This is a genomic window from Herminiimonas contaminans (assembly GCF_015645465.1).
GTDB lineage: Bacteria > Pseudomonadota > Gammaproteobacteria > Burkholderiales > Burkholderiaceae_D > Oxalicibacterium > Oxalicibacterium contaminans.
On the sequence record NZ_JADOEL010000006.1, the window covers coordinates 21,821 to 43,407 of the forward strand.

Consider the following 21,587-nt stretch of genomic DNA (forward strand, 5'->3'; position numbering starts at 1 on the left):
TGGATTTCGTTGCTCTTCGTAATACGAATTATTATCATTCAACTCTGGCCGATGCTCATCGGTTGCCAGCCATCTGATACATACCGCCGACAAATTGCTGCCGCGCCGGTTACAGACTAGCCAGCCTAAATACTTACCCCATATCCAGAGGAATAAAGATGGCTCATATCAAAAGCCGCAAGCACGCTGTTGTGCGTCGCTCAGGCTGCTCGGCAGCGGTTGCAATGGCATTTATTGCGCTACCAGGTGCAGTTTCTGCGCAGCAAAAAGCGGATGTATTGCCCGAAATCGAAGTGCATGGCGCCACTGACAGCTACAAAGCAGATACCGTTTCTTCGCCAAAATTTACGCAGCCATTGCTGAATACCACTCAGACAATCACCGTCATCAAGAAAGAAATCGTGCAGCAACAAGGTGGCACAACTCTGACAGAAGCGCTGCGCAACACACCAGGCGTAGGCACGTTCTCCTTGGGTGAAAACGGCAATACCACGACAGGCGACGCGATTTATATGCGTGGCTTTGATACCTCGAGTTCCATTTTTGTGGATGGTGTACGTGACCTGGGCGCGGTGTCGCGCGATATGTTCAACATCGAACAAATCGAAGTCACCAAAGGTCCTGCAGGTGCAGATACCGGTCGTGGATCACCAACTGGTTCGATCAATTTGTCGACTAAGCAACCAACGATGAAAGAAGCTTATTCCGCCTCTATCGGTCTTGGCAGCGGTAACTTCCAGCGTGTTACAGCAGATCTGAACAAGCCTTTAAATCTCGAAGGTGGCGCAGCATTTCGCGTCAATCTCTTGAAAGACGATTCTGGTATCGCAGGTCGTGATGTGGTGAAAAGTGATCGTCAAGGTATCGCTGCTGCACTCGCCTTTGGCCTCAATACCAATACCAGAACATATTTGAACTACCTGCATATTGATCAGAACAATATTCCGAACGGCGGTGTTCCTACCATCGGTTTGCCTGGTTACAGCAACACCAACGCTTTCCTCAATAGCGGCGTGAAGGTAAATCCAAAGAATTTCTACGGTACTACTGGCGACTACGAGGAAGTCACCGCGGATATGGTAACGGCGCGCATCGAGCACGACTTCTCGCCGAATGTGAAGCTGCAAAATACTACGCGTTTTGGTCGCACCAAGCAGGATTACCTGCTGACCGGCTTTATGACGCTGGCTGCACCAACGGCTAACCCTGCTAGCTGGAATCTGGCGCGCAGTTCGCAAATCGTTGATCAGAAAAACGAGATCATTGCAAACCAAACTAATCTGACTGCCAAATTTGATACCGGTGGAATCAAGCACTCGGTCGTGACAGGTCTTGAACTCTCGCACGAGAAGCAATGGAACGTAGGCTATGATCCAAACAGCCTGGGCACTTTGGCCAATTCGAGCCTGTACTTCCCGAACCCGGCAATTCAGCGCGTAGGCTTCAATCCGGTTACTAATGGCAACAATGCGGTAGGGTCGACCAACACCGCATCTGTATATCTGTTTGATACGCTGGAACTGAGTCCTAAGTGGCAGATCAATGGCGGTGTGCGGGTTGATCGCTATGACACAGACTACCAAAATGCGACACTGGGAAATGGTGTGCTCGGTGTTGATTGTACTGCTCGTTGTAACGGCATTACGAAGGGTCTGGTTGTACAAAATGCTCCTTTGAGCACATCAGGTACCTTGGTTAACTGGAAACTCGGTGCCTTGTACAAGCCTACCGAAGACAGCAGCCTGTATGCGTCGTATGCGACTTCCAAGCAACCACCTGGCGGTGCAAACTTTGCACTGAGCGCAGCAAGCAACAGCGCGGCCAACGTTAACTATGATCCGCAAGGAACCAAGACCGCTGAAATCGGCGGCAAATGGGATGCGTTGGACAAACGTTTGGCGTTGACTGCAGCAGTGTATCGCACGGAAATTACCAACGAAGTTGAAGGCAATGCTACCGACGGCTACTTCCAGACCGGTAAGAAGCGCGTACAAGGTATTGAGCTGGGCGTGGTCGGTGACATCACCGCAGCATGGGCAGTGAGCGCAGGCTATACCGTGATGAACACGAAGGTCACCAGTGGCGCAGTAGTTGCTGCAGACGGTACCCGCGGCTTGAGCTACACACCAAAACAGGCGTTTACAGCATGGACTACCTACAAGCTGCCAGGCGGCTTCACGATAGGTGGCGGTGCACGCTTTGTTGATAGTTTGCGTAAGCCTTCGGATGGTGCAGTTGGTACCCCGACACACACCGAGTCCTACTGGGTCTACGATGCAATGGCGACATACGCAGTTACGAAAAACTTCGACCTGCAGCTTAACCTCTACAACCTGACCGATAAAGAATACGTAGCGTCGATCAACAAGAGTGGTTATCGCTACACGCCAGGTATTGAGCGCTCGGCACGTCTGACCGCAAATATCCGCTTCTAAGTTTATAAAAGTAGCCCGGAGCTGAAGTTATACTGATAAGCCTCTCCTTAGGGAGAGGCTTTTTTCATTGAGGTAACCACCATGATGCTGCATATACCCGAAGTACTGACGCCTGCCCAGGTAAGCGAAATCCGGCAACGGCTGGATGCTGCCGATTGGGTAGATGGCAAGGCGACCGTCGGCGCACAAGGAGCGCAGGTCAAGAAGAACCGCCAGTTGCCGGAACTGTCACCGGTCGGGATGGAGCTCGGCCAAATCATCTTGAAAGCCTTGGTGAACAATCCTTTGTTCTTTGCCGCAGCTTTGCCCATGCGCTACATGCCGCCGCTATTCAATCGGTACGAAGGTGGCGAGCACTACGGTTTTCATATCGATGGCTCGGTACGTAATATTCCTAACTCTAATTTGAGCTTGCGTACCGATCTGTCATGCACCTTATTCCTATGTGAACCGGAAGATTACGACGGTGGTGAATTGATCGTTGCTGATACCTATGGTGAGCATGAAGTGAAGTTGCCAGCAGGTGACATGATCCTGTATCCATCTAGTAGCTTGCACAAAGTAGAGCCGGTTACACGTGGTGTGCGTGTTTGCTCTTTTTTCTGGCTGCAAAGTATGGTTGCTGATGACGGCAAGCGTAGCTTGTTGTTTGAACTGGATCAGAACATACAAAAACTGCGCGCAAAGTTAGGCGACTGTGAAGAGGTAGTCGGACTCACCGGGCATTATCACAATCTGTTGCGTCAGTGGGCCTCCGTATAAATCGAGTATCTCCCGTACTTAGTTGTAATGATTGTTTGTCGATACTTGATCCGGTCTGTTTGGCAAACGATGGAAGCAGATCGGCCATCCATAAAATCGTTTGTGCTTGGTTCCCTGCGCTCATGAGAAACAGATTTTTCTCGTTCGTATCTGACATACGATAACTGACCGCCAGCCATTTCTTCGTGCTTCAGATCTCCTGATGCCGACAGTAGAGACAGCCAGCATGCGTTGTCCAACTAATCGGGAGAATCATAAATGGCTCACATAAAAAGTCGCAAGCATCCTGCTGCGCGTCGCTTAAACTGTTCTGCAGCAGTCGCATTGGCATTCATTGCATTACCCGGCGCGATACACGCGCAACAGACGGGTGAGGCGAACGCAAAACGAACAGAAAACCTGCCGCAAATTACGGTGAAGGGTGGTGCGTCAGAGAACTATAAAGCCGACACTGTTGCATCGCCTAAGTTTACCCAGCCTCTGGTAGACACGCCGCAAACCATTTCCGTTATCAAGAAAGAGTTGCTGCAGCAGCAAGCTGCAACCACTCTGGAAGAAGCGCTAACAAATGTACCCGGGATTACATTGCAATTAGGTGAGGGTGGTAATACTTCTACCGGTGACACTGTCTTCATGCGCGGTTTTGATACATCCGGAAGCATATATATAGACGGGATACGTGATCTTGGTGCGATATCGCGCGACACGTTCAATCTGGAGCAGATAGAGGTCATCAAGGGGCCATCTGGCTCTGATAACGGTCGGGGTACTTCCTCAGGCTACATCAACCTCGTGTCGAAAACCCCGCAATTGCAAAACATCACATCAGGAAGTCTGATAGTAGGAACCGACGACAGGCAACGCGCAACGGTTGATCTTAACCGCAAGCTGGATGTCGGTATTCCAGGATCTGCCTTCCGACTGAATTTTCTTGCGCAAGACTACGATGTCCCCGGCCGCGATGTGATCAATAGCAAACGTCTCGGTATTGCGCCATCGCTGGCATTTGGCATAGGTACGTCTACACGCACTACCTTGAGCTCCATGCATATTGAACAGAAAAATATCCCTGACGGTGGTGTACCAACGTATGGCATGCCTGGTTACGGCTATGGCGGTAATGCGCTCCAACCTGGCGCGGCTGCGCGATCAAAAAATTACTATGGTTTAAACGGTAACCGGAATGACGTCGATGTCGATATGGTGACAGCCAAGATTGAGCACGATATCGCACCAGGAACCACCATTCGAAATACGACTCGTGTTGGTCGATCCAAGCAGGACCTGGTTGTTACCGGCGTCACTGGGGTGAGCGCAGCATTGGGTGCAAATCCCGCTACATTTACAGTGACCCGGTCACGTGCTGGCAGGGTGCAGACCAACGACATCGCGACCAATCAAACGAATATCACCACCGAGTTCGATTCAGGTATCGGCAAACATACATTGTCAGCAGGCCTGGAGTTTATCTACGAAAGACAAAAGACTCAATCCGCTACCAGCGCAGTAGGTGTGCCTGTGGCGAATCTGTATGCGCCGGATAGATATATGCCGGCGAATATGCCTCAGCAAAATGGTGCGTACACCGACGGAGATACATTCACTACTGCTTTATACGTATTCGACACGCTAAAACTATCCGATCGCTGGATGCTGAATGGTGGCTTGCGTTGGGAGAAATTCAAAACCACAACGGAATCTGCGAGTATTCCCCGGGGAAGCACAACGCTTGTTAATAACCCAAATCAAAAATTGTCTGACACCTTGTTGAGCTGGAAGCTGGGTGCAGTGTTTAAACCGGCGAGCAACGGCAGCATTTATGCTGGTTGGTCTACTTCCTTCCAACCACCCGGTGGTTCCAACTTCTCTTTGTCTGCCAATACAAATAATCAGTCAAATGCCAGTCTGGATCCGCAAGAGGGCAGCAATATAGAAATTGGTACGAAGTGGGATCTCTTCGAAAATCGCGTTGCAGCGACCGCTGCGATTTATCGCAGTCAAAACAAGAAGGAACTCATTTCAGACGGTGCTACGCCGCCTACATATAGCCAGATCGGTAAACGTCGTGTCGATGGTATCGAGTTAGGCCTGGTTGGCATGATTACGCCGCAACTGAATGTCAGCACCGGGCTGTCCTATATGGATTCCAAGATTGTGCGCGGGGCGCCAACGAACCAGGGTGGTGTCATCGTTTTCTCTCCGAAGCTGACGTTCTCCTCCTGGCTTACATATAAATTGCCTGGCGGCGTCACGATAGGTGGCGGTGCGCGTTATGTAGATACTGCTGCTCGTAGTAGTAACGTCACACAACCGCTCACAACCAATTTGTGGACGATGCCCGATTACTGGGTGGCAGACGCAATGGCTTCATACGAGGTCAACAAGAATCTATCGTTGCAGCTCAATATCAACAATGTGTTCAACAAAAAATATATTGCGCGTATCAACAACGGTGGTTCGCGTTACCAACCGGGAGTGGAGCGCAATGCTTTGCTGACGGCTAACCTGAAATTCTGATGAATCGGAATTGAAATTTTAAACTGGTGTACCGGGCCCCTCTGATACAGAGGGGCTCTTTTCATTGGAGTATTCGTTATGATGTTGCATATCCCAGAGGTGCTGACACCTGTGCAGCTTGCAGATATCAGAGCAAAACTAACTGCCGCTGATTGGGTAGATGGCAAGGCGACGGTGGGCGCGCAAGGTGCGCGAGTGAAGAAGAATCGTCAGCTACCAGAACTATCCCCGGTCGGCATGGTGCTTGGTAAAAGCATCCTTCAGGCTTTGCTGAAAAATCCTCTTTTCATATCCGCAGCATTGCCGATGCGCTACATGCCACCACTTTTCAACCGCTATGAAGGTGGTGAACACTATGGCTTTCATATCGATGGTTCGGTCCGTGCTATTCCTGGTTCCAATCTCAGCTTACGGACGGATCTATCGTGTACTTTGTTCCTGACCGAACCTGAGGAGTATGAAGGCGGTGAGCTGATCGTTGCCGATACCTACGGCGAGCATGAAGTAAAACTGCCAGCAGGAGACCTGATTCTTTATCCGGCCAGTAGTGTGCACAAAGTTGAGCCAGTGACGCGCGGTGCACGCATCAGTTCTTTCTTCTGGGTGCAAAGCATGGTGGCGGATGACGGCAAGCGTCGCTTGCTATTTGAACTGGATCAAAACATTCAGAAACTAAGGGCCAGGCTAGGCGACTGCGAAGAAACCATAAGCCTGACCGGGCATTATCACAATCTATTGCGACTTTGGGCGCAGGTATAAATGCAGCAGCGCTTAATACACATCACGCCGATAACGACCTTGCTCTATCAGTTGTTCGACACCTGTACTGCCGATGATGTCGGTCAGGGCTGCTTCCACTCCGCCCGCCATGCCTTCCAGGCTGCCGCATACATAGATTGCGGCATCCGCAGCTAACCAGCTGCGTACTTGTTCCGCTTGCTCACGCAGCTTGTCTTGTACATATATGCGTTGTTCCTGGTCACGAGAAAAAACGATATCAGCACGTTCCAGCACGCCCTGATTTTGCCAGGCCATGATTTCATCACGATAGTAAAAGTCGTTCGCCGCATTGCGCTCACCAAAGACCAGCCAATTTCTTTGCATGCCATTTGCAGCGCGTGCTTTCAGATGGCTACGCAAACCGGCGAGACCGGTACCGTTACCGATGAGGATGAGCGGTCTATGCTGGTTGTCACCGAGGCGGAAGTTGCTGTGCGGGCGCAGGCGTAGATCTATCGTTGCTCCGACCAATGCCTGTTCGGTGAGCCAGCCGGATGCGATGCCCAGCGTCCCGTCTTCGCGACGTTCTTGTCGTACCAGCAGATGTACTCGGCCATCGGCAGGTATAGATGCAACCGAGTATTCGCGTGGTCGTTCCTGATCAGCAGGTGCCAGCACTTGTACCAGGTCACCAGCTTCCCATATTGCTTCATCGGTGATGGCTTCCAGTTCCAGATGGAAGGTAGGAGCACCCGCGCTGTCGGGATTGAGGCATTGGCGAGCTGCCAGTCGCCATTGCTGGTATGAAGGTGCTTGCCAGTCCGGAGTATCGGCGGTGCCGGCCAGATGGCTCAGATGATGCTGCCAGGTGTGTAGCGCTTTGGTATTGCCATTGTCTGCGGCGATACTCTCGAACAATGCTTGCGCGCCGCTCTTGCGTAACCAACTGGTTAAGGTGTGTCCGAAGCCGCAGAAATGTGCGTAGTGACTATCTCCCAGCATGAGTACACCGAAATGCAGGTGCGACAGCGCTTGTTTGGCGTTCATCAATTTGGTGGCAAACAAAGAAGCATTGTCCGGCGGATCGCCTTCACCATAAGTACTGACGACAAACAATGCACGTTCGCTTTGCATTAAATCGTCGATGCTGATGTCTGAGAGCGCTGTAACGCGTGTTGGCACACCTGCGGTATGCAACATGCGCGCGGTTTGCCATGCGAGTTGCTCAGCAGAGCCTGTCTGGCTGGCATAGCCGATTAACCAGGGTTGCGCACCGTCAGCAGCAGGGCGTAGAGCAGCAGCGTCGCGCAGGGCTTGTCGTCGTTTGCGCCGTTCGGAAAGATAAATGCCACCGCATAGTGCAAGGTAGGCGACCACCAGTATTGTCGCGACGATTAGGCGGGTAGTGTCGCTCCAGTTCATTGGAGTAAAGCCAGTAGTGATGCGCTTAGATGTTCTTCAAATCCATCTTTGCTGCGATTGATAAACAGAGCGGCGAGATCATGCTTGTTGGCGTAAGCCAGCCCCTGTTCTGCGCCCATGACGTTGAGTGCGGTCGACCATGCATCAGCTGCCATGCAGTCGGCGTGTAGTACGGTAACGGATGCCAGTCCATGTCGGATCGGCTCGCCGTTGCGAGGATCGATGGTGTGTGAATAGCGTGTCGCATCATCTTCGAAATAGCGTCGATAGTCGCCAGAAGTCGCGGCCGACCAGTCATACAGGGCTGCTATGGTTTCTATACCGACGACTGTATTGGATGCCGCAGATGCCAGTGCATCCGGTAATGGATGTTCGAGAGCAACCCACCATGGTTGTCCGTCTGGCTTGACGCCTGCACCACGCAGCTCACCACCGACTTCGACCAGGAAACTGTCTATGCCCAGGCGCAGCAGTTCGCGCGCGACCTGATCCACGCCATAACCCTTGGCAATGGCGGATAGGTCTATATAGATACCGCCGGGTTGTTGCACACGCCTGGTAGCAGGGTCGATGGCGATACGTTGCCACCCGCATTGCGCGCGCGCGTTGGTGAGTGTTTGCGCAGTGGGGGGGATGAAGCCAGCTTCGTTGTAGCGTTTGTCGGGACCAAAGCCCCAGGCATTGACCAGGGCACCTGTGGTCGGATCATAAGCACCATTGCTGGCACTGGCTACTTGCAATGCATATTGCAATACCGTGAAAAATTCTTCGGGCAGCGTATGCCATGAGCCTGCTGCGGATTGATTGTAGATACTTAGGTTCGATGCCGGCTCCCAGGTGCTCATCTGGGCTACGACGGTATCGAGTTGGGTTTGTATCGCTGCGCGTAGTGGCGACAAGCGGCGGGTGACTGCTGCCACCAGTTTGACGGACCAGCTGGTCCCCATCGTCTGGCCGTGCAGGGTGTGCACGACGCTGCCGAGAGCAGGTGATTCTGGAGGATTTTCTATCAGCGGGACTAGTGTGCGTCGCATGGGTGTTGGCGATGTGTAGCCATTAAACTAAAACGCCCGTTACCTGTTACAGGCAACGGGCGCATAGCAAGGCAGGTAATTACGGCTGCAATACTTCCAGTGTTGCGGTGTAGCTGACGCGACGAATCGGTTTGGCCAGCGTGCCCACAGCTTTTTGCGCGTTGCTGCCAGTGCCCATTTGCGGGCTACCGTTGTTGGCGCTCATCCAGTACATGCCTGCGCTTGGCCACTTGACGCTGAATTTGCCGTCCTTGTCGGTTTTGACTTTGATCTCACCGAGTTGATCGCGATAGCGTATGCCGCCAGGAATGACAGTGACTTCAATGTCTGCAGCTGGTTTACCGTCGAGCAGGAAGCGGAAGTTGCTGGTGTCACCAGCGAACAGATCGTTAGGATGCGTGATAGGAACCAGTTCCAGGCCGGCGCCAGTTGGTTTCAGTACGGTATCCGATGGTTTGCCGGAGCTGACGAATACTTCCATGCGGCTTTGGTTACGGCTTACGTTGAGGTCTTTGGCATCGGCTGGGACTTCTTTGGCGAAGGTCTCAGCGCTACCACGCCAACGTTTGTTTTCTGTCCCGACCTTGTAGCTGGCGCTCAAACCGTCATTGACCATGGTCAGCTTGTAGGTGCCTTTTTGTGCCAGCTTGACGTCGAAGGTGCTGCGATACTTGCCTGTGCTTTTGTTTTCTACCGCGGCAGCGCTGCCGTCAGGGGCGATGACCGCCAGGCCATCCAGACGCAGTGGGTTATGTTCAAAGTAGAACAAGTCATTCGACACGGCCGCGTCCACGGTGACCCAAGGTTCGTTACCGGACAATACCGTGGCTGATGGCAACATCCAGGCACGATGCGCATTTGCTGCCATAGGCAGGGCGACGGAGAGGGAAACGGCCAGCGCTGCAACGCGCCACAACGAAGTTTTTTTCATGGGAATGTCCTTGGGTCTTATGGTTTTAATTCGATGGAAACGGCACCGAGTTCATGCTCGCCTTTGGCTTGCGCGGTTTGCAGGGATTTAGGCGGCCACTGGAACGGCACGCGGATTAATTCACGGCCACCGACTTCGCGCGCTGCTTCTACAACGAGTGAGTATTCACCTGCAGGCAGTTTGTCCAGGCCGGACTTGGCGCCATTGAAGCTCAGGGTTTGCTCACCAGGTGCGCGCGTCGCGCCGCTCAGGCCATCTACCGGCATTTGCAAATCACGGCCGCTCTTGCGCCACCATTGGCGCATGTCTTTCAGCCATTTGGTGCCTTCGTTATTTTTCATTTTCAGGTCATACCAGACGGCCAGGTTGCGTACGAACGCCTGATCTGCACCTTCGATCCAGAAGGCGACGTAAGGCTTGTGGTATTCGGCAACGGTCAGGCGAGGGATCTCGACTTTGACGTTCAGGTCGGCAGCAAAGGCCGGAGTGGTGAGTGCAGCACCCAACATGAAGGAATAAGAAATGCGCATAAAACCCCGTAGTTATCGCTAGTGGTAGCGGTGAGTGGATTAATGAATAAACAAAATCGCCAGCAAGAACGGAATCAATACGCCGAGGCCGACAATAGGCCAGGTGCTCGGGCGATTGGTCGCGTGCATCTTGAGGATGAATAAACCGGTAATCGAAAAAATCAGGCAGGCCGCCGCGAAAATGTCGATGAACCAACTCCAGGCCACACCGGTATTGCGACCCTTGTGCAAATCATTCAGATAAGAAATCCAGCCGCGATTGGTCGCCTCATATTCAACCGTGCCGCTGCTGCGATCTATCCTTACCCAGGCATCGCCGCCCGGACGCGGCAGCGCGATATACACCTCTTCCGGCGACCATTCGATGTCACGTCCGCTGACATCTACCGATAAACGTTCTTTCATCCAGCCCTGCAACTCCGGCGATAGCGCGCTGCCTTGCTTGTCTGACGCGCTTGCCTCGGATTTGACCAACTGCGCCTGCAGTGCTGCGGGCAGTTGCAATTCCTGGGTAGAGACTTGTGGTTTTGCTTCGATTTGCGATGAATGGTTGAGCGTAATGCCGGTCACGCTGAATAGCAGCATGCCTAATAAACACAGTGCCGAACTGATCCAGTGCCATTGATGCAGGGTCTTTAGCCAGTAAGCACGTTGCGGATTATTCGGTCGTGCTTCCATTACATATTCATTTTCATATCATTGGGTGATGCGATTGCATGTAAATAGCAATTATTCTCATTTGGATTTTCGTCGATCCGGTACCCAAATGCAAGGTTTTTCATGTAAAGAAGTTTGAAGTTGCAGCTTTTCAGAACTTGTCTGGCCGCGGCTAGGCGAGAGCGGATAAAAATGAATAAAAATCTGCGTTGCCATAGGGGCACAACAGGTATTTTTCAAGATCTTGAAACTCGTTTTGTCGCACTTATATCCGACTCAGCGGATGCTCAATTGAGGTCCGCATTAACCATATCGCTTAACTTTAAAAGGATATAACCATGCGTCCATACGACTTTTCCCCACTTTATCGCTCCGCTATCGGCTTTGATCGTCTGGCCCAGCTATTTGACGAAGCACAGCGTGGTGAAGCACAACCAAGCTATCCGCCATACAACATAGAGTTGGTAAGCGAAAACAAATACCGCATCACGATGGCAGTAGCCGGTTTTGATCGCTCCGAGATAGAAATTGAAAGCGAGCGCGATACGCTCAAAATTACTGGTCGCAAAGCGCGTGAAGAAGGTACGCGCAATTTCCTGCACCGTGGCATCGCCTCGCGCAACTTCGAGCATAGCTTCCAGCTAGCTGACCATGTGTACGTGGTCGGTGCCAAGCTGGACAACGGGCTGTTGAATATCGAGCTGGCGCGTGAAATACCGGAAGCCCTGAAGCCGCGCAAGATTGCTATCGACGCAGCAGCAGACAATGTGCAAACGTTGAAAGCAGCGTAAGCATGACGCCGAGGTCGTCATGGACTAGGTGACGGCTGAAGCGCTGGGAGCGGCGGAGTGCGTAATGCAAACTCCGCCGCTTTTTGTATATTCAGGCGGTTCGGTCTTTGATAGTGCCGGAAGCGCCATGAGCCTGGACCGAGGCGATGCCGGCATCCCGCGCTTGCTCACTGGCGTACATCTGGCTGGTCCCTATGATCTGATGATTGCCTGCCTTCAGGTTGAAGTAGGGCCGGCCATTCATCGAGGTTTCCTTCTCATAGCGCTCGTTCAAGGGCGCATTTTTTTGTACGGATGCAATGCCGTGCTCTGCCGCATCTTTGCTGGTGTAAGTCTCGCTGCTTAAAATGGTCTCTGCATTGCTGGCCTTGAGGGTAAAACGATACCGGCCATTGCTGCTGTAATCGAGTTCAAACCATCCTGTCATTTTTCACTCCTTCAGAAGGCACTCCGCAGATACTTTTGCGCAATGAGTTTCAGAAATAAAGTGGCAGTTCAGTGCTGCCGGGAAAATACTGGAAAACCCGACTTCATTATAAGCAGCAAAGAAAAAATGACATGACACGGTGCAGCACGGATGGCTGCAACGCGCAGGGAGTGAATTACATGGACGGCGCCGTGCGCATCATCTCGCTAAAAGAGCCGAGCAGCGCCGGATCGTAAAACGCCTTGTCCTTTTGTAACATGGCCAGGGCTTCCGATGACGAGCGCCCCTTGTGATACGGTCGGTTCATCGTGATGGCGTCGTAGGAGTCCCAAATCCTGACGACACGTGCAAACAGAGGAATATTTTCGCCGGCGAGGCCATGCGGATAACCGCTGCCGTCGAAGTTTTCGTGATGATGCAAGACGCAGTCTGTGATGCGTTTATCCAATTCCAGCGGTGCTAACAGCTGATAACCCGCCATCGGATGTTGCTTGATAAAAAAGAACTCGGCAGAGGTCAGGCGTGATGGCTTATTCAGTACATGCTCATTGATACACAGTTTGCCGATGTCGTGGATGCCGGCACCTATGCCTAGTAGCGTCGCCTCTTGCTCGGACAGGCCGATCTGGCGGCCAAACTGTGCAGCTTGCGCATCCAGCCTTTGCAGGTGATCCGCGAGGTCAGGATCGCGGCCACGCATGATTCCTCCTATGAACCTGGAAATCTTCTCTAACTGTAGTTCAGGGGACGTGGTGCTCATATGCAGGCTCTTTCTGGCAGTATTTAAATACACACGCATACCTTATTGGCATGGTGTACGACAGGCGCAATCATCTTGTGGAGTATCGGCAGGCTGAGATTTTAACTGCCATACGGCAACATGTCTAAAAATGAGCCATTTGCCCAAGCTCGATATAATTTTGCTAACGGACTTTATTGTTTAGTCAGTTCATCTAACCAATGATGCAGCTTGCGGCGTGATTCGCTGCCGTGGGCCAGGTGTAATCCCAGTTTGGTACGACGCCAGAGTATGTCTTCGGTGCTGGTCGCCCATTCGTATTGCTTCAGGTATTCGACCTCGGCAGCATACAAACCCGAGGCGATTTCTTCTCCCATGTCTGCAATGTTGGCCCTGTTTTCCAGCAATAGTTTTATACGCGTACCGTAAGCGCGGGCGTAGCGCTCAACCAGTGCGGCTGGCAGCCACGCATACTCTTGCTGTAGTTCGTGTACATACTCGTCGAATTCCAGTACCGCCTTGTTGTTTGTCCGCGCACCGTAGATGTTGCCACCCGGCAGGATGGCCTTTGCAGTCCATGCGCCATGCCGGTTGTCGAACATGGGAGCGATGAGGTCGACCGCTTCTTCCGCCAGTTTGCGAAAGGTGGTGATCTTGCCGCCGAAGATGGTGAGCACGGGCGCAGCATCGGTATCGAGCGCGAGTTTGTAATCACGTGTCACCGCTGATGCTTTTTCATTGTCGTCATCGCCGACGTCTTCCACCAGCGGACGCACGCCGGAGTACGACCATACGACATCGGACGGACTGATGGCTTGCCTGAAGTAGTGATTGGACAGTTCGCACAGATAGCTGATCTCGCTGGCGTCTATGCTGACGCGATCGGTGTCGCCGTGATAGTCGATATCGGTAGTGCCTATCAACGTAAAATCTTGTTCATATGGAATCGCAAACACGATACGGCCATCCGGATGCTGGAAGATGTAGGCATAGGGATGGTCGAATAATTTCCTGACGACGATGTGGCTGCCTTTGATCAGGCGTAGCTTTTTGCCACTGCGGCCATGTACGGTGTCATGCAGGAAGCTGGCGGCCCAGGGACCGGCGGCATTGATCAGCAGCTTTGCCTCCACCTGGATTTCTTCGTTATCCCTGTTACGCAAGGTCGCTTGCCATTTGTCTGCATGCCGCGTGACGGCGACGCAAGCGGTACGTGTCAGTATGCGCGCGCCTTGTTCTGCGGCCGCGATTGCATTCAATATGACCAGGCGTGCATCGTTCACCCAGCCATCCGAATAGACGAAGCCCTTGCTGAACTCCTCCTTTAACGGACTGCCGGCGGTATGCGTACGCAAATTGATGCCGCGCGAACCGGGTAGTAGCTCGCGTTTGGCCAAATGGTCATACAGGAATAAGCCGGCACGTATCATCCAGGCCGGGCGCTGTCCCTTATCGTGCGGCATGACGAAGCGTAAAGGATGCATGATGTGCGGTGCGGAGCGCAGCAGGATCTCGCGTTCTATCAGCGCTTTGCGTACCAGGCTGAATTCATAATTCTCGAGGTAACGCAGGCCGCCGTGTATTAGTTTGGTGGAGGCGGAAGAAGTATGGGAGGCCAGATCGTCCTTCTCGCACAATACGACGGAGAGTCCGCGCCCGGCTGCATCACGGGCAATGCCTGCGCCATTGATGCCGCCGCCCACGATGAGGATGTCGCAATGTAGAGGTTGCTGCATCAATGCTCCGCCTGAATATGCCGTGTAACTATTGTAAGCGCTGATCGTCGCGTTGTATCGCACTCGCGGTACACTGCATTCACTATGTTCTCTCCTGTAACGCTATGAGTTTTCTACTCGATCTTGGATTTTGGGAAGTCGCTAGCTATGTAGTGACGACGCTGGCGCTGCCGTTTGCGATTTTTATTTTCCTGTTCGAGCAGCGCAAGGAACGTGACGCTGAGGACGAGGAGGCATATCAGTTGCTGCAGGATGCCTATAACGACTTCCTCAAGATCGTGCTGGATAATCCGGATCTGCGCTTGCGTAGTGCGACCTCACGCAGCGACCTGAGCGCTGACCAAAAGGAACGTACGCTCATCATCTATGAAATGCTGATCGCACTATTTGAGCGGGCATATATCGTTTCGTATGTGCCGAATATGCGTGGCGTTGCCTTGCGGCGCTGGCATTCGTGGGATGATTACATGCGTGAATGGTGCCGCCGCGAGGATTTTTACTATCTCTTGCCGCAGTTGCTGCGTGGTGAGGATGAGGATTTCGCTGACTATATACGTGCGCTTGCAGAACAGGAGCGCGCGGATAAGGTGGTGCATATAGGGCACAAGAAATAGAACCGGGCTTTGAATTTGCTGCCCGAGTGGCATCGAAGGTCCGACCATGCATTCTTTAGGGGATAATAGCGGCTCAATTAATGCCGTGATGACAAGTCTGATGCCTACACAATTTGCTCCGCTCCAGAACGACACCTTCCTGCGCGCATTGTTGCGCCAACCCACCGAATACACACCTTTGTGGCTGATGCGCCAGGCTGGTCGTTACTTGCCTGAGTATCGTGCTACCCGTGCACGCGCCGGATCTTTCCTTGGATTGGCGAAGAATCCGGATTTCGCGACAGAAGTGACGCTGCAGCCGCTGGATCGCTACGACCTGGATGCGGCCATCCTGTTTTCGGACATTCTGACAGTGCCGGACGCGATGGGTCTGGGTTTGTACTTCATCGAAGGCGAGGGGCCGAAGTTCGAGCGTCCTTTGCGCGATGAAAAGGCGGTGCAAGCGCTCAAAGTGCCGGAGCTGAGCTCCTTGCAATACGTATTTGACGCGGTTACGCAGATCCGTACGGAATTGAAAGGACGCGTGCCGCTGATCGGCTTTACCGGCAGCCCGTGGACGCTGGCCTGCTATATGGTTGAGGGTGGTGGCTCGGACGACTTCCGGACCGTCAAGGCGATGCTGTACAACCGTCCGGACCTGATGCACCACATCCTGCAAACCAATGCGCTGACGGTGGCGGCTTACCTGAATGCCCAGATCGACGCTGGTGCACAGGCGGTGATGATGTTTGATACCTGGGGCGGTGCGCTGGCTGATGGCGCCTACCAGCAATTCTCGCTGCATTACATGCGTGAAGTAATGAAGCATGTCAAAACAGAAAAAGACGGTGTGCGTATCCCGAGCATCGTCTTTACCAAGGGCGGTGGCCTGTGGCTCAAAGAAATCGCCGCGGTAGGTGCCGATGCAGTCGGTCTCGACTGGACCGTCAATCTTGGCGCGGCACGTGCCAAGGTCGGTGATCGTGTGGCCCTGCAAGGCAATCTGGATCCGAGCATCCTGTTTGCGCAGCCGGATCAGATACGCAGCGAAGTGGCCAAGGTATTGGAATCGTTCGGCAAACACAGCGCCGGTTCCGGTCACGTGTTTAACCTCGGCCATGGTATTTCGCAGTTCACACCGCCAGAAGCGGTTTCAGTACTGGTCGAGGCCGTCCATGAGTTTAGTCGGCCCTTGCATAAGTAAGCCGTGGGGCATGTCGGCAGGTCGCAGCGCTAATTAACGGCTATAGCACCGAAACTGACGCTAAAAATGCCCGGTTTTGGCGCGAATCAATTCAGCTTATGCACAGAATGTGCGATTGACCGCTATTTTGTCGATTTGACTCCTCATTAACATTTCGTAACAAATCGATTTCTATAAGTGTTTGATTTTATTGAATAAATATTTTGCTTTTTGTTTTAGCATTTTATTGAAACCCGCATGAAACATGGCGTTTCCCGCCATCCAAGCCGCTTATCCACAAAGTTATCCACAGGATTTGTGGATAGATAAAAAAGAGCTTAAGAAACGGGGGCTTAGCGCACTTGTTGATATTTCACATGAAGTTGGATGGCGACTTGGACTTCACCAGTAAAAAATTGCATGATGGCAAATATTGCCTCCAGGCAGTGCAAAGCAACTGCGTATGGTTGTTTCTTGTGATTTGCCAGCAAGAAGTTTCCTAGCTTATTCACAAAATGGTGCAATTCGGTATCGAGAATAGCTGCTATTTGGCTTTTTCCGCTCCCGGGGCAAGATTTTTGTATGTTGTTGATTTAAAAGGAATTAGTTTCTTGGCAAAACCAGGCTTGATGACGGGCAGCCAGGTAAGTTGAGCAAGCCGGATGTGGCGAGGGTGATTTATTCACAAAGTTATCCACAGGCTTGTGGATACTTTGGAAAATCGTTTATGAAACCGCGAGTTACAGAATAATCTCAAGTTGAGTGTGAGCTTCCTGTGCAGATGCAATAAAATCCGACATCTTAAATGCCGCTTTTTGCCAACCCGTTGCTTATGCCTCGGCGCTAATATCCAAGGCGTACATAATTGGTACGCAGCACGAAAAAATTGACAGGAAAAAGGGTGTTGAGGTATGGCCGAAGCAAACTTATACACAAAAATATACTTGTGCATAGCAATAACATTTATTTAGAAGTTTTATTCATAGCAAAAAACATCTATTTGTAAGTCGTTGATTTTATTTGACTTTATTTGTGCTTCGGTTTTGGGCAATCTATTGGAAGCCGCATCAGTGCTGGCCTCCCCGCCTGTCAAGAGGTCCTTATCCACAAAGTTATCCACAGCAGCTGTGGATAGTTAAAAAAGCGCTTATGAAACCGGTAGTTAGGTCATTTTCTCAGGTAACACATTAACTCCGTGGAACACTGCATCCTTAAAGTCGCCCTCGACACGCCCCTCGATTTTTGCTTCGACTATCTGTGGAGCCTGGAGCCAGGTGCGCCGCGACCGCTGCGAGGGCAGTTGGTGCTGGTACCTTTTGGCCGTCGCGAAGTCATGGGTTTGATCGTGGCGGTGCATGACGAGACCGATGTGCCGCTGGATAAGCTCAAGTCGGCAATTGCCGTGCGCGCGCAATTGGCGCCTCTTTCGGCAGAGTGGATCGCATTATGCGAGTTTGCCGCGGATTACTATCAACGGCCTCTGGGCGAGGTTGCGATTCCGGGCTTGCCGAAAAACCTGCGTTTGCTTAAAACCACCTCGCTGGACAAAGCGATCAAGAAGCTGGCCAAGGTCGATGCGATTCATGACGCCACGCCGTTTGCGATGCCGCAGCTCAACCAGGCACAGCAGGCGGCAGCAGATACCATTGCGACCGCCAGCGGCTTCGCGCCGACATTGTTGTATGGCGTGACTGGCAGCGGCAAGACCGAAGTCTATTTACAGGCAGCGGCGCAAATCCTGGCGCATAGCAAGGAAGATGACAATCCCGCACAAATCTTGATCCTGGTACCTGAAATCAATTTAACGCCGCAACTCGAAGCCAATGTACGGGCACGTTTCCCCGGCGTTATGATCGCGACCTTGCATAGCGGGCTGGCGGAAGGCGAGCGCATGACGCACTGGCTGGCCGCGCACTTGGGCCAGGCGCGCATTATATTAGGCACCCGCCTCGCCATTTTGTCTTCGCTGCCGCATCTGAAATTGATCATCGTCGATGAAGAACATGATCCTTCTTATAAGCAGCAGGAAGGTTTGCGCTATTCGGCACGCGACTTGGCAGTCTGGCGCGCGCATCAGTTGAGTATTCCCATCGTGCTGGGTTCTGCCACGCCATCATTGGAAACCTGGCATCACGCGCAATCCGGCCGTTATCGCAAACTGGAGTTGCGTGAGCGCGCAGTTAAGGACGCGGTCTTGCCCAAGGTCGGGCTGATCGACCTGGAACGGAAAGCGCCGCGTGAGCAAATGATAGAAGGTGTCAGCGCGACGCTGATCGCAGCGCTGAAGTTGCGGATGGAGCGTGGTGAGCAATCACTGCTGTTCCTGAACCGGCGTGGTTACGCGCCGGTGATCGCCTGTGATTCCTGCGGCTGGATTAGCAACTGTACGCGTTGCAGCGCATTCCTGGTGCTGCATAAATTGGATAAGCGCTTGCGCTGCCATCATTGCGGCTTTGAACAACGCATCCCCAAATCCTGTCCGACTTGCGGCAACGTCGATCTGCAACCATTGGGACGTGGCACCCAGCGAGTGGAAGAAAGCCTGCAACAAATATTCCCGGAAGCCCGCATCATGCGCATAGATGCGGATTCAACGCGACGCAAGGGGAGTGCGCAGGAAGCATTTGATACCGTGCACCGGGGTGAAGTCGATATCCTGATCGGTACGCAGATGGTGGCCAAGGGCCATGACTTCCAGAACCTGACGTTGGTCGGCGTGCTGAATCCGGACACGGCGCTGTTTTCACATGATTACCGCGCTAGTGAGCGTTTGTTTGCGCAATTGATGCAGGTCGCCGGTCGCGCTGGTCGTGCCGCGCAGAAGGAGGGCGGTAGTGCGAGTGAAGTCCTGATACAGACACGTTACCCACAGCATCCTTTGTATGCCGCAGTGCGGAGTCACGATTACGATACCTTCGCGACCGAGTTGCTGGAAGAGCGCCAGCAGGCGAACTTCCCGCCTTTCATCTACCAGGCCTTGCTGCGTGCCGAAGCGAAGGAAATCAAGATTGCGCTGGATTTCCTGCATGAGGCGATTGCCTGTGTCGATTATCCCGGTATCACCATGAATGATCCAATACCAATGACGATGACACGTGTCGCCAATGTCGATAGGGCGCAATTACTGGTCGAATGTACATCGCGTCCGGCTTTGCAAGCCTTCCTCAAAGTCTGGATCGCTACCTTGCGCCAGATGAAAACACGCGTGCGCTGGTCACTGGAAGTCGATCCGGTCGATATCTAATTACGCAGTACTCCTATCCTGAAGCAAAGGCCAGCATGACGATCAAACTCAGTGCAGAAACCGAAGAACGCCTGATTGCTTCCATACGTCGCTACTTCGACGTCAATATGGATGAAAGCATAGGCGACCTTAAAGCCAAGTTGCTGCTCGATTACTGCGTACGCGAACTCGGCCCTTGCATCTACAATCAGGCGATCGTTGACGCGCAGTCGGCGATGCAGGATAAAGTGGCGGAACTGGACGTGACTTGTTACGAGGCTGAATTCGGATACTGGAGCAAGAAATGAAAACACATCATTTACTCGCGGGTTTGTTGTTGCTCGTCGGTGGTGCGGCATGGGCGCAGGATCAGGCGCTGCTGCAGGAAGCCCTGAAAGATTGCGACAAAAACCAGCTGACCATGAATATGTGCGCCAGCCATCGCTATGCCACTGCCGACCAGAAACTCAACCAGCAATACAAGCAGCTGATGGCGCAACAGGATGCGACCGGCAAGCAGCGCTTGCGGGATGCGCAGCGCGCATGGATCAGCTTCCGCGACAAGGATTGCCTGGCCAATAACGGCCTGCGGGAAGAATCTGGTTCGATCTGGCCTTTGCTGCACTTCTCCTGCCTCGAACGTCATACCGTGCAGCGCAGTGAAGACTTGAAATTGCAGGCTTGCGGCATGGAAGGCTGCGGCAAGTAATGACGAAGCTGGAATGGCAATGGGCAGAGTTCGGGCAACTGGACGGTGCCAGCTGGTATGAAGTATTGCGTGTGCGACAGGACGTATTCGTACTGGAGCAGCAATGCCTGTATCCGGACATCGACGGCGCCGACCCGCGTGCCTACCACTTGCTGGGTTGGGGCGAGGTAGAGGGCCAGCGCCAGTTGCTGGCGTATCTGCGCTGCTTCGCGCCGGGTGAGAAATATGCCGAAGCCTCGCTGGGCCGGGTGCTCACAGTGCGGTCGGCGCGTGGTGCCGGGCTCGGCAAACTACTATTGGCAGAAGGCATACGCCGCGCCGAATTATTGTTCCCGCATTGCGCCATCCGGATCTCGGCACAGGAGCACTTGCAAGCCTATTACGGCAGTTTCGGTTTTCTCCCGGTTTCCGGAATTTATATGGAAGACGGTATCCCGCACATAGAAATGCTGAGATGAAATAATGATTCTTATCAATATTGTTCGTATACGAATGATTTGACATGAATCGATCTGATGGGTAAGATGACGGCTTGTTAATCAAGCAACCGGGATATCAAAAACAGGAAAATGTGAGGTTATCGTGATGCTGCGCGACAGAATGAAAAAGTGTCGCTACACTCGCGGTCATGAATGACATCGCCAAACTTGTTACCGTCAATGATTCGATACGCATCTTGCAAAGCGTACGTCGCATAGCGCAGTGCGTGGAGCACCATTCCAAGCGCCTGGCAGTCACTCATAACATCACATCGCCACAACTCGTGGCACTTCTTGCAATTGCAGAACTAGGACCGAGTACGCTCAGATCTATCGGGCGCGCCATTCAACTCAGCCCTAGTACCGTGGTTGGCATCGTGGACCGACTTGAAGAAAAGGGTTTGGTGTTGCGAGAGCGCGATACGCGTGATCGCCGCAATGTATTTGTCGCCGTGACCGAGGCAGGCCAACAGGTCTTGGCCAACGCACCGTCGGCATTGCCAAACGGTTTCGACAGCCTGTTAGGCTCATTACCCGAAACTGACCGTCAGGCCCTGATCGTCACGCTGGAACAATTTGCCTCTTTGCTCGAAGCCAAAATACCTGCCGAACCTGTGTAACGGATAACTCGCTACCGCGAGTACCGCGCGCAAACCTGATCTCCCTTAACTGACGAGTGTAACTATGGCCTTAACCGGC

At 52.7% G+C, this 21,587-nt stretch carries 21 protein-coding genes; 13 read left to right on the forward strand and 8 right to left on the reverse strand.

Annotated elements, in window-relative coordinates; genetic code table 11:
- The first annotated feature begins 158 nt into the window (after positions 1-158).
- The 4 genes from IXC47_RS09265 to IXC47_RS09280 all read left to right on the forward strand — a co-directional run bounded on the left by IXC47_RS09265 (position 159) and on the right by IXC47_RS09280 (position 6,473).
- Positions 159-2,435 carry a catecholate siderophore receptor Fiu gene (locus tag IXC47_RS09265; RefSeq protein ID WP_195875424.1) on the forward strand — a complete coding sequence of 759 codons (2,277 nt, stop codon included), beginning with the start codon at positions 159-161 and terminating at the stop codon, positions 2,433-2,435.
- A gap of 81 nt (positions 2,436-2,516) precedes the next feature.
- The gene (locus IXC47_RS09270) at positions 2,517-3,197 is read left to right on the forward strand and encodes a Fe2+-dependent dioxygenase (protein WP_195875425.1); all 681 of its coding nucleotides are present in this window, start codon (positions 2,517-2,519) and stop codon (positions 3,195-3,197) included.
- Positions 3,198-3,455: 258 nt separating this feature from the next.
- Complete coding sequence (locus IXC47_RS09275; RefSeq protein WP_195875426.1) at positions 3,456-5,714, forward strand: catecholate siderophore receptor Fiu; 2,259 nt, start codon at positions 3,456-3,458, stop codon at positions 5,712-5,714.
- Positions 5,715-5,792: 78 nt separating this feature from the next.
- The gene (locus IXC47_RS09280) at positions 5,793-6,473 is read left to right on the forward strand and encodes a Fe2+-dependent dioxygenase (protein ID WP_195875427.1); all 681 of its coding nucleotides are present in this window, start codon (positions 5,793-5,795) and stop codon (positions 6,471-6,473) included.
- Positions 6,474-6,485: 12 nt separating this feature from the next.
- On the opposite strand, the gene IXC47_RS09285 is transcribed toward IXC47_RS09280, so the two are convergent.
- The 5 genes from IXC47_RS09285 to IXC47_RS09305 form a co-directional block, all read right to left on the reverse strand.
- Positions 6,486-7,856: a sulfite reductase subunit alpha gene (locus IXC47_RS09285; RefSeq protein WP_195875428.1), complete on the reverse strand. Its 1,371-nt coding sequence runs from the start codon at positions 7,854-7,856 to the stop codon at positions 6,486-6,488.
- Complete coding sequence (locus IXC47_RS09290) at positions 7,853-8,890, reverse strand: FAD:protein FMN transferase (RefSeq protein ID WP_195875429.1); 1,038 nt, start codon at positions 8,888-8,890, stop codon at positions 7,853-7,855. Before IXC47_RS09290 ends, IXC47_RS09285 begins: the two co-directional genes overlap by 4 nt.
- A gap of 79 nt (positions 8,891-8,969) precedes the next feature.
- Entirely contained in the window at positions 8,970-9,821 is an 852-nt protein-coding gene (locus IXC47_RS09295) for a DUF4198 domain-containing protein (protein WP_195875430.1), read from the reverse strand.
- Between the two features lie 17 nt (positions 9,822-9,838).
- Positions 9,839-10,351, reverse strand: coding sequence for a DUF2271 domain-containing protein (locus tag IXC47_RS09300; protein ID WP_195875431.1), 513 nt, complete (start codon positions 10,349-10,351; stop codon positions 9,839-9,841).
- A 39-nt stretch (positions 10,352-10,390) separates the two neighbouring features.
- Positions 10,391-11,029, reverse strand: coding sequence for a PepSY-associated TM helix domain-containing protein (locus IXC47_RS09305; protein ID WP_195875432.1), 639 nt, complete (start codon positions 11,027-11,029; stop codon positions 10,391-10,393).
- A gap of 317 nt (positions 11,030-11,346) precedes the next feature.
- Between IXC47_RS09305 and IXC47_RS09310 the strand changes: the two genes are divergently transcribed.
- Positions 11,347-11,799, forward strand: coding sequence for an Hsp20 family protein (locus IXC47_RS09310; protein ID WP_195875433.1), 453 nt, complete (start codon positions 11,347-11,349; stop codon positions 11,797-11,799).
- Positions 11,800-11,890: 91 nt separating this feature from the next.
- Here the strand turns inward: IXC47_RS09310 and IXC47_RS09315 are convergent, their stop codons facing one another.
- From IXC47_RS09315 to glpD, 3 genes are all read right to left on the reverse strand, one after another.
- A complete protein-coding gene (locus IXC47_RS09315) occupies positions 11,891-12,226 on the reverse strand; it encodes a YegP family protein (protein ID WP_195875434.1) in 336 nt (111 codons plus the stop codon).
- Between the two features lie 175 nt (positions 12,227-12,401).
- Positions 12,402-12,986, reverse strand: coding sequence for an HD-GYP domain-containing protein (locus tag IXC47_RS09320; RefSeq protein ID WP_195875435.1), 585 nt, complete (start codon positions 12,984-12,986; stop codon positions 12,402-12,404).
- A gap of 173 nt (positions 12,987-13,159) precedes the next feature.
- Positions 13,160-14,701: a glycerol-3-phosphate dehydrogenase gene (gene glpD / locus IXC47_RS09325; RefSeq protein WP_195875436.1), complete on the reverse strand. Its 1,542-nt coding sequence runs from the start codon at positions 14,699-14,701 to the stop codon at positions 13,160-13,162.
- A gap of 104 nt (positions 14,702-14,805) precedes the next feature.
- Between glpD and IXC47_RS09330 the strand changes: the two genes are divergently transcribed.
- The 8 genes from IXC47_RS09330 to IXC47_RS09365 all read left to right on the forward strand — a co-directional run bounded on the left by IXC47_RS09330 (position 14,806) and on the right by IXC47_RS09365 (position 21,508).
- Complete coding sequence (locus IXC47_RS09330) at positions 14,806-15,315, forward strand: hypothetical protein (RefSeq protein ID WP_195875437.1); 510 nt, start codon at positions 14,806-14,808, stop codon at positions 15,313-15,315.
- 100 nt (positions 15,316-15,415) lie between these two features.
- On the forward strand, positions 15,416-16,498 hold the full coding sequence (gene hemE / locus IXC47_RS09335; RefSeq protein ID WP_195875438.1) for a uroporphyrinogen decarboxylase: 1,083 nt from the start codon (positions 15,416-15,418) through the stop codon (positions 16,496-16,498).
- Between the two features lie 244 nt (positions 16,499-16,742).
- Positions 16,743-16,889, forward strand: a complete 147-nt coding sequence (locus IXC47_RS09340) for a hypothetical protein (RefSeq protein ID WP_195875439.1) — start codon at positions 16,743-16,745, stop codon at positions 16,887-16,889.
- A 783-nt stretch (positions 16,890-17,672) separates the two neighbouring features.
- Complete coding sequence (locus IXC47_RS09345; protein WP_195875440.1) at positions 17,673-19,721, forward strand: primosomal protein N'; 2,049 nt, start codon at positions 17,673-17,675, stop codon at positions 19,719-19,721.
- A gap of 35 nt (positions 19,722-19,756) precedes the next feature.
- Positions 19,757-20,008, forward strand: a complete 252-nt coding sequence (locus IXC47_RS09350) for a DUF2164 domain-containing protein (RefSeq protein ID WP_195875441.1) — start codon at positions 19,757-19,759, stop codon at positions 20,006-20,008.
- On the forward strand, positions 20,005-20,409 hold the full coding sequence (locus IXC47_RS09355; RefSeq protein WP_195875442.1) for a lysozyme inhibitor LprI family protein: 405 nt from the start codon (positions 20,005-20,007) through the stop codon (positions 20,407-20,409). Before IXC47_RS09350 ends, IXC47_RS09355 begins: the two co-directional genes overlap by 4 nt.
- Entirely contained in the window at positions 20,409-20,867 is a 459-nt protein-coding gene (locus IXC47_RS09360) for a GNAT family N-acetyltransferase (protein ID WP_195875443.1), read from the forward strand. The genes IXC47_RS09355 and IXC47_RS09360 overlap by 1 nt, the downstream gene beginning before the upstream one ends.
- A 170-nt stretch (positions 20,868-21,037) precedes the next feature.
- The gene (locus IXC47_RS09365) at positions 21,038-21,508 is read left to right on the forward strand and encodes a MarR family winged helix-turn-helix transcriptional regulator (RefSeq protein ID WP_195875444.1); all 471 of its coding nucleotides are present in this window, start codon (positions 21,038-21,040) and stop codon (positions 21,506-21,508) included.
- The last annotated feature ends 79 nt before the right edge of the window (positions 21,509-21,587 follow it).